Consider the following 9,826-nt stretch of genomic DNA (forward strand, 5'->3'; position numbering starts at 1 on the left):
GCAGGAGATAGCGGGCGGACACGATGGTGTTGATGATCGCATTGCGGCGGCATTTGCCGGAAAGCGGGTGGTTTCGATGACGGACGGTCCCGCATTGGGCGCCGTCAGCGTCACCAGCCTGGTGCGCGAGGAATGGTTTCTCGCCGTCAGCATCGCGACGAGCTTGGCATTTCTTGTTTTCCAGGAGCAGCTCTTTGCACAGCTTTCCGATCCGCTTTGGTTCACTGTCGTTTTCGGTTGGCTGTTTGCTGTGGTGCTTGGCTCGGCTCTGTCGGTCGTGCGGCACGCAGACCACCTGGCGGAGCGGCTGAAGGAGCCCTACGGCACGCTCATTCTCACGCTTGCCATCACCTCGATTGAGGTGATGGCCATATCGGCCGTCATGCTTCATGGCGAAAACAATCCGACGCTTGCTCGCGACACGCTCTTTGCAGTCGTGATGATCATCCTGAACGGCATGGTCGGGCTGTCATTGCTGCTGGGCGCGTGGCGGCGGCCGGAACAGCAGCATAACCTGCAGGGCGCCAACGCCTATCTCGGGGTGATCGTGCCGCTGGCGACGCTCAGCCTGGTCATGCCGACATTTCTTGCAGGCCCGGGCGGACAGCATCCATCGGCAGCGAGACAACTAATACTGGGCATCATATCGGTCGGCCTTTATGCCACATTCCTGTCTCTCCAGGCTGGCCGTCATCACGATTATTTCACCACCGATGGCAAGCGCGATCAGCATCCCGGAGAACGCGCTCTTCCCAGCGGGCAGGTTTGGCCCCATACCGTCCTGCTCTTCGCCTATATGGGACCGGTCGTCTTTCTGGTCGAACAGCTTGCGCGGCCGATCGACTACATCATCGAAACCCTGCATGCGCCGACCGCATTCGGCGGCGTTGTCATGGCCATCCTTGTCGCGACGCCCGAGGCGATCAGCGCCGTGCGCGCATCCATCGCCGATAACCTTCAGCGCTCCGTCAATATCTTTTTGGGTTCGGTCTTGTCGACGATCGGGCTGACTGTGCCGGCGATGCTCGTCGTCAGCCGTCTTTACGGGCACCCGGTCACGCTCGGCCTGGAACACGGCGATCTGGTGATGCTCGTGCTCACCCTTGCCGTCAGCATTATTACCTTTGCCAGCGGCCGCACGCATCTGATGCAGGGTGCGGTCCATTTGGTGCTTTTCCTGGCTTACGTGCTGCTCATTTTCCAGCAATGATCCCCTCGCAAGAATAAAAAAGTAAAGAACTCCACGCTCCGCCGGTATTCCGCTATGATGGGGGCCGTTGTTGAACAGCTTGCAAGCATCGCACCGCTTGCAGGGTTGAAGTGACGATACGGAGACCGAACTTGAACTCGCTGTTGCTTGGCGGACTTGTATTTGTTTTTCTGTCGGCGGCAACATCGATAGGCATGACGGTGCGCGGCCGGTTGCCCGATCATCATCTCAGCTCGGAATCCAAAGACGTCATCAGGCTCGCGACCGCGGTGGTGGGGACGTTGTCTGCCTTGGCACTCGGCCTGCTGATTGCATCCGCCAAATCGGCCTATGACAATGCCGAAGTGGAAATGAGAACGGCGGCGGCGCGGGTCCTCCTGCTGGACCGCGTCATGGCGCAATACGGCCCGGAAACCGACAATGCGCGCCGGCTGCTGCGCCAACTCATCGAAAGACGGCTGAGCCACGGCTGGACTGCCGAAACCACCGACGCGGCGTCCGGCAAGGCGCTCGGAGAATATCAGGACATCGAGGCGGTTCAGGGCGACCTTCGATCCCTGTCGCCAAAGGATGCCGTGCAGCACGCTTTGCAGACACGCGCTCTCGATGTCGGCGGCATGGTGGCGGAAACCCACTGGCTGCTGGTCGAATCCGGCAGCGAGGGTCTGCCCTGGGCGTTCCTCGCGGTGCTCGTCTGTTGGCTCTCGCTGCTTTTTGCGACCTTCGGACTGCAGGCGCCGCTCAACCCGACGGTGCTATCCATTCTGTTTGTTTGCGCGCTCTCCGTGGCAGGCGCGGTCTTCCTGATCTCGGATATGGCCAATCCGTACATCGGGCTGGTCCGCGTTTCGGACGCACCCTTGCAGTCCGCTTTGGAACGGCTCGGGAAACCATAGCTGGCGCCAACCCAGTTCAATTGTGCACCAAGGCTATTGCAATTTTTTGGAATGCCGCGACATAATATCGCATGCCTTGAACCTCGGCAGGCCGATTGGGGGCCGCCGTCGAGGCACGTATGCAAACTGTGACTCTTGACCTGTCGAGGCGGCGGCAATGCGTGGGAGACTGCATCAGGCTCTGCGACTTTTTTTGACATTTGTCGGTATGGCGTTTCTTGGCGGCTGCGGGGAGAGCGGCAACAGCTATGTTCCCCCTCCGCCACCGCCGGTTCGGGTCGCGCAGCCGGTCCAGCAGCCAGTGACGCTCTATTTCGAACTCACCGGCAATACGGCGCCGCTCAATGCCGTCGATATCGAGGCGCGCGTACAGGGCTATATCCAATCCATCGACTACCAGGACGGCATGCTGGTGAAGAAGGGCACCAAGCTTTTCGGCATCGAGCGCGACACCTACCAGGCGCAATTGGATCAGGCCAAGGCATCGCTCGCCTCGCAGCAGGCCTCCCAGGTCGGCGCAAAGCAGGAATATGACCGGCAGCTCAATCTGTCGAAGCAACAGGTCACGACGCAGACCGCGGTCGACAGCGCCAAGGCGACGCTCGACGAGGCGAATGCCGCCATTCTCAACGCCCAGGCCAATGTCGAACTCGCGACGATCAATCTTGGCTATACCGAAGTGCTTGCCCCCTTCGACGGCATCGTCACGGATCACCTCGTCGATATCGGCACGCTGGTCGGCGTGTCCGGCCCCACCAAACTCGCCAGCATCGTCCAGACCGACCCGCTTTATGCCTATTTCAACGTCAGCGAAACGCAGGTGCTGATGATCAAGCAAGCCATGGCAAAGCAGGGACATACCTTCAGGCAGACGGACCTTCCGAACATACCGGCGGAGATCGGTTTGCAGACGGAAGAAGGTTACCCCCACAAAGGAAAACTCGACTACGCATCGCCTCAGCTCGACGCCTCCACCGGCACGCTTCAGGTCCGCGCCCTGTTCGACAACAAGGATCACGCCATGTTGCCCGGCCTCTTCGTCAGGGTTCGGGTGCCGGTCGGTCATGACGACAAGGCTGTGCTGGTGCGCGACGATGCGATCGGAACGAACCAGCTCGGCAGCTACGTGCTCGTTCTCGGCAAGGACGACGTCATCGAACAGAAGCAGATCAAGACGGGCCAGCGTGAAGGTTCGCTCCGGGTCATCCAATCCGGCCTCGATCCCGCCGATTGGGTGGTGACCCAGGGTATCCAGCAGGCCATTCCCGGCAGCAAGGTCACGCCCGAGAAAATGGAAATGAACCCGACGGCGAACGCTGCCGGCGATGCCAAGGCCAAAACCACCACGCAATGAATTCGCCACCACGCTTCATCTGAACGTCTGAGGACAACAGCATGATCTCGCGTTTCTTCATCGAGCGACCGGTACTCGCCAACGTCCTGGCGTTGGTCTTCGTGCTCGTCGGCGCGGTCGCCCTGTTCCAGTTGCCCGTGGCGCAATATCCGAATGTCGTCCCGCCGACGGTGCAGGTGACGACGCGCTTTCCCGGCGCCAGCGCACAGACCCTCATCGACACCGTGGCGCTGCCGATCGAGCAGCAGGTCAACGGCGTGCAGGACATGCTCTATATGCAGTCGACCAGCGCCAGCGACGGCACCTATGCGCTGACCGTAACCTTTGCGATCGGCACGGATCCGGATCAGGCGCAGGTTCTGGTGCAGAACCGTGTCGCCATCGCCATGTCGTCGCTTCCCGAAGCGGTGCAGCTTCAGGGTGTGACGACGCAGAAGAAATCGACGGCGATCCTCGGCTTCGTCAGCCTGACCTCGCCCGACAGCCGCTATGACAGCCTGTTCCTGTCGAACTACGCCGTCATCAATCTGCAGAACGAGCTCGCCCGCCTGCCCGGCGTCGGTAACGTCACCGTGTTCGGCGCCGGACAATATGCCATGCGGATCTGGATGGATCCGAACCTGCTGCAGGCACGCGGCCTGACGCCGCAGGATGTCGTCAATGTCGTGCGGCAGCAGAGCCAGGAGGTCACCGCCGGCCAGATCGGCATTCCGCCGGTACCGAAAGGCCAGGTCTTCCAATACACGCTGAACGTCAACGGCCGGCTGAATGAGGCCGCCGACTACGAGAATATCGTCGTCAAGGTCGAAAGCGGACAGGGTGGCCGCATCACCCGCGTCCGCGATATCGGCCGCGTCGAGCTCGGTGCCCAGACCTACAGCCAGTCCTTCACGCAAAACGGCCGGCCGGCCGCCGGCATCGGCATCTTCCAGCTGCCGGAAGCAAACGCCATTGCCGTGGCACAGGCGGTGAATGCGAAGATGGAGGAGCTCTCGAAGAGCTTCCCGCAGGGCCTCGAATATCATCTGCCGTTCGATACGACGAAATTCGTCAAAGCTTCCATCGACGAGGTTTACGTCACCCTGATCGAGGCGGGCGTGCTCGTTCTCATCGTCATTCTCGTTTTCCTGCAGGACTGGCGGGCAATGCTCGTGCCGGCGACCACCGTTCCCGTCACCATCATCGGCGCCTTCGCGGCCATGGCGGCCCTGGGCTTCACCGTCAATCTGTCGACGCTGTTTGCCATCGTTCTCGCCATCGGCATCGTCGTCGATGATGCCATCGTCATCGTCGAAGGCGTCGCCCGGCACATCGAGGCCGGCATGTCGGGCCGAAAGGCCGCCGAGAAGGCGATGGAGGAACTGCTCGGCCCGGTCATCGGCATCACGCTGGTGCTGATGGCCGTTTTCATTCCGGCCGCCTTCCTGCCCGGCCTGACCGGCCAGCTCTATCGGCAATTCGCCCTCGTCATCGCCGCGACCGCGCTGATCAGCGCCGTCAATGCCGTGACACTGAAACCGACGCAATGCGCCCTTTGGCTGCGAACGCCGGTGCCGCCCGAGAAACGCAATCTCTTCTATCGCGGCTTCAACAGGGGCTATGATTGGGGCGAACGCCACTATGCCGGATTGATCGGATCGATGACCCGCCACAGCGGCATGATGGCGATCGCAGCACTTGCGCTGATCGGCGTCGCCGTCTGGGGGCTGACGCGCCTGCCGACCGCATTCCTGCCCCTCGAGGATCAGGGTTATGTGCTGATCAGCGCTCAATTGCCCGACGGCGCCTCGAAGGAACGGACGGATGCTGTCATGGAGGAGGTCGGCAAGATTGCCGAGGCGGCACCCGGGGTCGATCAAGTGCTGACCATCAGCGGCCTTTCCGTCCTCGACAACAATGCCAGCCTGCAGAATGCCGGCGTCGCCTACGTCGTCCTCAAGGATTGGGACGAGCGCGGCAAGGAAAAGGGCCAGGATCTGCTGTCGATCTACCAGCATTTGAACGGCGCGCTGCAATATGTGCTGACTGCCAAAACACTGGTGGTCGTACCGCCGCCGATCCAGGGCGTCGGCAATGCCAACGGCTTTACCATGCAGGTGGAGCTCCGGAATGGCGTAGCCGACTATCCGCTGCTGCAATCGCTTGCCGACACGATCGTCAAGAACGGCAATGCCCAATCGTCGCTGCAGAGGCTGAGCACGCCATTTCGCTCGAACGTGCCGCAGCTCGCAGTCTCCGTCGATCGCATCAAGGCGGAGACCCTGGGGATTACCGTGGGGCAGGTCTTCTCCGCTCTCTCCGGCTATGTCGGATCGAGCTATGTGACCCAGTTCAATAAATTCGGCCGCACCTTCCAGGTCTATGCGCAAGCCGCTTCCGACTTCCGGGTCAGTCCTGACGACATCCGCAATCTGAAGGTCAAGGCCGGCGACGGGACGATGGTGCCGCTCGGCACGGTCGTCGACGTCACCACCACACAAGGCCCCTCGCTGATCAGCCTCTACAATCTCTATCCCACAGCCACCATCGTCGGCGGACCGGCCGCCGGCTTCAGCTCCGGCCAGTCGCTTGACGTCATGGAGCAGATTGCCGACCGGACATTGCCGCCAGGCGCCGGCTTCGAGTGGACGGCGCTGTCCTATCAGGAAAAGGCCGTGGGCGGGCAGATTTACTTCGTCTTCGCGCTCGCCATGCTGCTCGTCTATTTCGTGCTCGCCGGCCAATATGAAAGCTGGATCCTGCCGCTGGCGGTCATATCAGCCGTGCCGCTTGCCCTGCTCGGCACGGTGGCGGCGCTGATGGCAGCCGGAGTGGCCAACAATCTCTATACCCAGATCGGCCTTATCTTGCTGATTGCGCTGGCAGCCAAGAACGCCATCCTCATCGTCGAATATGCCCGCGAAATGCGGGCGGAAGGCATGGAAATTCTGGATGCGGCCGTCGAGGCAGCCCGCCTCCGTTTCCGGCCGATCCTGATGACATCCTTCGCCTTCATTCTCGGCGTCCTGCCGCTCGTGCTGGCGACGGGCGCCGGCGCATCGGCCCGCAAGTCGATCGGCATCTCGGTCTTCAGCGGCATGATCGCCTCGACCTGCCTCGCCGTCCTGTTCGTGCCGGCCTTCTACGTCCTGCTGCAGCGCCTCGAGGAATACTGGAAGCGGCGTGGAGCGACCGCAAGCACGGCCGCAATCGTGGCGGAGACGGAGCCAGAGATATCGAAAGTCAGGTAAGGCGATCGTAGCACTTACTGCACAATCACCTGCACATAGACACTCCCGCTCTTGGCGTAGTAAAGGCCCCCGCACCTGTAGTAATAGCCGCCATAATAGGAACCGTAGAGGCACCCTGAGGGGAGCACGGCAATGGTCGTCGCCGTCCGCGTGACGACCCGTCGCGTCGTCCTGCGGGCAACGCCCGCATAAGAGAGCGGCGTCAACGGCCTGCCGATGACGGCGCCAGCCGGCGTGGCGAAGCCGACCGACAGCGGCATGGAACCTTGGCCCTCGACGCGAAAATCGCTGAATGTCAGGACACCGGCCAGGCCGAGGACAAACAGCAGCTTATTATAGGTCATTTCGCCTCTCCCGCATCGGCAGCCGCCGGAAGCTCATCGAGCGATTGCAGCTCGCTGAGATCGACCGTCTTCGCACTGCCGGGAATCTCGATGTTGTAGGAAACCGCCGCGACATCTGCTCCACTCTTGAAATCGCTGATCTCAAGCGTGTACTGCGGCGCTTGGACGACATGTTTGCTGGTGATGACGTAGCGGCGCGGTATGGGTTGCGAGCCGGCCTGTATCCAGATCTGCCAGTCGATCTCGGGCGTCCGGAAGGCCAGATAATCGCATTCGACGCCATTCACAAAAGCGCTGGAAATGTGTTTGGCCTCGGTCACATCGGTCATCAACACGTCGTAGACGTTGGAAGACAACAGATCGGCGCCGGGAGCCTCAACGCCGGCGGTCATCAGCCTGTCGATCAGCTCGTCGAGCGAACCCTTGCCATCGATCTTGGCATAGGCGTCGAGGTTCTTGCCGTGCACTGTCAGCGACGAACCGTCGAAACTCACGTCGAGGTCGGCGAAGCCGCCGGTCCTGGTGACGCGCAGCTTGTCGGGTCGCGTCAGGTTGGCCGTCCCCGAGCTGACGAACTGGAGTTTCTCGAAGTCAGGCGTTACCGCTTCGAGCGACGATTGGTAGGTGAAGGACATCGTCTTCTGCGCCGTCAGAAAATCGGACATCGTCTTTACAAGTGCTTTCGCATCATCTGCCCATGCACTGGTCGGCGGCGCGAGGCTGGCGGCAAGCGAAGCGTATAGGAGGATCCGCTTCAATCGCGGCAAAGAGAAAGTCGATGACATGGCAATGCCTTTCGTTGGTGTCGTCATTGATTTTCATCGAATTGCAAATGGCGGCTGCCAGACCTACCGCAGCCGAACATGAAATGTGAGAAACGCAATGCATGCATGTGGACAGACGGCCGGCAGCCGGCCTTTACGGGATCGCACGCACCGAATTTCTCGCTGGCGCGCCGCGACCTTTCTCCGAGAGCAAGTTTCAAACGGGCGCTACAATCCCGAGGTCAACACGCGATGACAGGCCGGTGACACCCGCTGCAGATTGTCGCCCAGGCAGGCAATGCCCCGGCCTCCCCCCAAAGGCACCATGCGGCACAAGGCCCGGAAGTCCGCTCCGCAGGTTTCCCGCAGGATCATCACTTCCTCACGCGGGGAAAAGGCTGGCATCATCGGCTGAGGGGCCGGCGTGATCGCACCGGTGGCAGCCGCACCGCCGGGCGCAGCTCCGCTGGGTGCCCCCAATGCCGCAACGGCTTGCTGACATGGGGCCGATAAGGCGGCGTTATGCTGTTGCAGACAGCTGAGCGCCGCAGTACCGCCCGGCGAGACACCCGAACATTGCGCCATGAAATCACGCTGGCAGGCCGATTTGACCGCATTGCGCTGCGCCTGGGTCGGCTGATGCGCCGGCGTGCCGGTCGTAGGCGCCGGAGCGGCCGCCGCGGTATTTGCAGCTGGAGCTGGGGTTGGCTCCGCCGATGTCGATTTCGGTTTGACGTTCACCGCCGAAACCGCTTTCTGGCAGCCGGCCGAAAGCGTAGCGCTATGCTGCTGCAGGCAGGTGAGCGCCTCGATACCTCCCGGCGTCACCCCGGAGCATTTCGCGATAAAATCGGAGCGGCACTCTGCCCTGATCGCATCGCGCTGCTCTTCGGTCGGCGCTTGCGCTGCGGCCACCCCGGCGAAGAACACCACCGCGCAGAACGCGGACAACCCGGAGATGACCGATAGAAGACGACGCCTCCGAGACGGAGACGGCAGTAGAGAAGATCCCCATTTTCGCATGATTCCCCCCTATAAATCGCTGATCTACTTCATGAAATCGAACTACCCTCTGAATAGGATAATAGGCGCCGCCGAATGGACGGACGTTGCTTACCGCTATAGAAATATAAAAAGCACCCTGGTCTACGTATATTAGAATATTATCTCTTTAGCAACTATCTAGTCGCCGCTCGTATCGACCGCAACATCGTTCTGACGCCCAGAAACGCCAAAAGCCCCTTGCGGGGCTTTTTGGAATAAGGAAGGAAAGTTTGGTTTCTGGTTCAGGGTTTGGAGTTTTCTGTCCCGCTGCGTCGGCTTTGCCTGCTTGCGGGCCCCTGAGGAGGCGTTAAATTCTCGACCCGTTACCAAATACAAAAAGCCCGCACGAGGCGGGCTTTTTGTATTTGGTTGCGGGGGCAGGATTTGAACCTGCGGCCTTCAGGTTATGAGCCTGACGAGCTACCGGGCTGCTCCACCCCGCGATATTATTTTACAGCAGAAAGGGCCGCTTGCGCGACCCTTTTGTATCGGCATGGGCCGTAGAGTTTTGTGATGAGAAGATTGTTTTATTTCAGTTGCGTTTTGCAGACCTGGCAGCGACCTACTCTCCCGCGTCTTAAGACGAAGTACCATGGGCGCAGGGGCGTTTCACGGCCGTGTTCGGAAAGGGAACGGGTGCAGCCACCCCGCCATAACCACCAGGTCGGCAAAGCGCAACTTTAATGTTTGAGAAGCTGGCAGGCGTTAGCCTGTTTTCTTTTTGAACACGTCTTCGATCTTTTCCACCCGAGGGCGCTTGTGGCACCCATACAGGCCAGAGGCCGTCGCGCCTGGTGGCGCGGGCCGTCCGCAGCGCCATTGGCGCGTCAGGACAAAGGTCTGATCATCGTCCGGACAAACGCTAAGCGTTTGCCGGGGGATGAGCATAGTCAATGAGAACGATCAAGCCGATCGAGCTATTAGTACCGGTAAGCTTCATGCGTTGCCGCACTTCCACACCCGGCCTATCAACGTGGTCGTCTT

The 9,826-nt window shown here is 60.8% G+C and carries 8 protein-coding genes, 1 tRNA gene and 1 rRNA gene; 5 read left to right on the top strand and 5 right to left on the bottom strand.

Translation table 11 applies throughout. The features are described 5' to 3' along the window. Positions 1-76: 76 nt before the first annotated feature. From RLEG4DRAFT_RS30435 to RLEG4DRAFT_RS30450, 4 genes are all read left to right on the top strand, one after another. Positions 77-1,210, top strand: coding sequence for a calcium:proton antiporter (locus RLEG4DRAFT_RS30435; protein ID WP_003582529.1), 1,134 nt, complete (start codon positions 77-79; stop codon positions 1,208-1,210). 131 nt (positions 1,211-1,341) lie between these two features. Beyond that, positions 1,342-2,106: a DUF4239 domain-containing protein gene (locus RLEG4DRAFT_RS30440; protein ID WP_003582531.1), complete on the top strand. Its 765-nt coding sequence runs from the start codon at positions 1,342-1,344 to the stop codon at positions 2,104-2,106. Between the two features lie 157 nt (positions 2,107-2,263). Continuing rightward, positions 2,264-3,460 carry an efflux RND transporter periplasmic adaptor subunit gene (locus RLEG4DRAFT_RS30445; protein WP_003582533.1) on the top strand — a complete coding sequence of 399 codons (1,197 nt, stop codon included), beginning with the start codon at positions 2,264-2,266 and terminating at the stop codon, positions 3,458-3,460. A gap of 41 nt (positions 3,461-3,501) precedes the next feature. Then, the gene (locus tag RLEG4DRAFT_RS30450) at positions 3,502-6,690 is read left to right on the top strand and encodes an efflux RND transporter permease subunit (protein WP_003582535.1); all 3,189 of its coding nucleotides are present in this window, start codon (positions 3,502-3,504) and stop codon (positions 6,688-6,690) included. A 14-nt stretch (positions 6,691-6,704) separates the two neighbouring features. Here the strand turns inward: RLEG4DRAFT_RS30450 and RLEG4DRAFT_RS30455 are convergent, their stop codons facing one another. After that, a complete protein-coding gene (locus RLEG4DRAFT_RS30455; protein ID WP_003582536.1) occupies positions 6,705-7,034 on the bottom strand; it encodes a hypothetical protein in 330 nt (109 codons plus the stop codon). After that, positions 7,031-7,669 (bottom strand): DUF2092 domain-containing protein, encoded by a 639-nt coding sequence (locus tag RLEG4DRAFT_RS30460; RefSeq protein WP_245277995.1) that lies wholly within the window; start codon positions 7,667-7,669, stop codon positions 7,031-7,033. The genes RLEG4DRAFT_RS30455 and RLEG4DRAFT_RS30460 overlap by 4 nt, the downstream gene beginning before the upstream one ends. Here RLEG4DRAFT_RS30460 and RLEG4DRAFT_RS47310 point away from each other — a divergent pair. Continuing rightward, positions 7,659-7,901: a hypothetical protein gene (locus RLEG4DRAFT_RS47310; protein ID WP_245277996.1), complete on the top strand. Its 243-nt coding sequence runs from the start codon at positions 7,659-7,661 to the stop codon at positions 7,899-7,901. The genes RLEG4DRAFT_RS30460 and RLEG4DRAFT_RS47310 overlap by 11 nt on opposite strands. A gap of 125 nt (positions 7,902-8,026) precedes the next feature. Here RLEG4DRAFT_RS47310 and RLEG4DRAFT_RS30465 read toward each other — a convergent pair whose 3' ends face one another. From RLEG4DRAFT_RS30465 to rrf, 3 genes are all read right to left on the bottom strand, one after another. Continuing rightward, positions 8,027-8,821 (bottom strand): hypothetical protein, encoded by a 795-nt coding sequence (locus tag RLEG4DRAFT_RS30465; protein WP_003582540.1) that lies wholly within the window; start codon positions 8,819-8,821, stop codon positions 8,027-8,029. Positions 8,822-9,208: 387 nt separating this feature from the next. Then, a tRNA-Met gene (locus RLEG4DRAFT_RS30470) sits at positions 9,209-9,285 on the bottom strand. A gap of 106 nt (positions 9,286-9,391) precedes the next feature. After that, positions 9,392-9,506 (bottom strand): 5S ribosomal RNA (gene rrf / locus RLEG4DRAFT_RS30475). Positions 9,507-9,826 lie beyond the last annotated feature (320 nt).

Source organism: Rhizobium leguminosarum bv. trifolii WSM2297, from assembly GCF_000271845.1.

Bases quoted from the DNA above. Each gene is read 5' to 3' on its own strand.
- RLEG4DRAFT_RS30450 (WP_003582535.1), top strand. From the start codon at position 3,502: ATGATCTCGCGTTTCTTCATCGAGCGACCGGTACTCGCCAACGTCCTG.
- RLEG4DRAFT_RS30445 (WP_003582533.1), top strand. From the start codon at position 2,264: ATGCGTGGGAGACTGCATCAGGCTCTGCGACTTTTTTTGACATTTGTC.
- RLEG4DRAFT_RS30455 (WP_003582536.1), bottom strand. From the start codon at position 7,034: ATGACCTATAATAAGCTGCTGTTTGTCCTCGGCCTGGCCGGTGTCCTG.
- RLEG4DRAFT_RS30435 (WP_003582529.1), top strand. From the start codon at position 77: ATGACGGACGGTCCCGCATTGGGCGCCGTCAGCGTCACCAGCCTGGTG.
- RLEG4DRAFT_RS30460 (WP_245277995.1), bottom strand. From the start codon at position 7,669: ATGTCCTTCACCTACCAATCGTCGCTCGAAGCGGTAACGCCTGACTTC.
- RLEG4DRAFT_RS30465 (WP_003582540.1), bottom strand. From the start codon at position 8,821: ATGCGAAAATGGGGATCTTCTCTACTGCCGTCTCCGTCTCGGAGGCGT.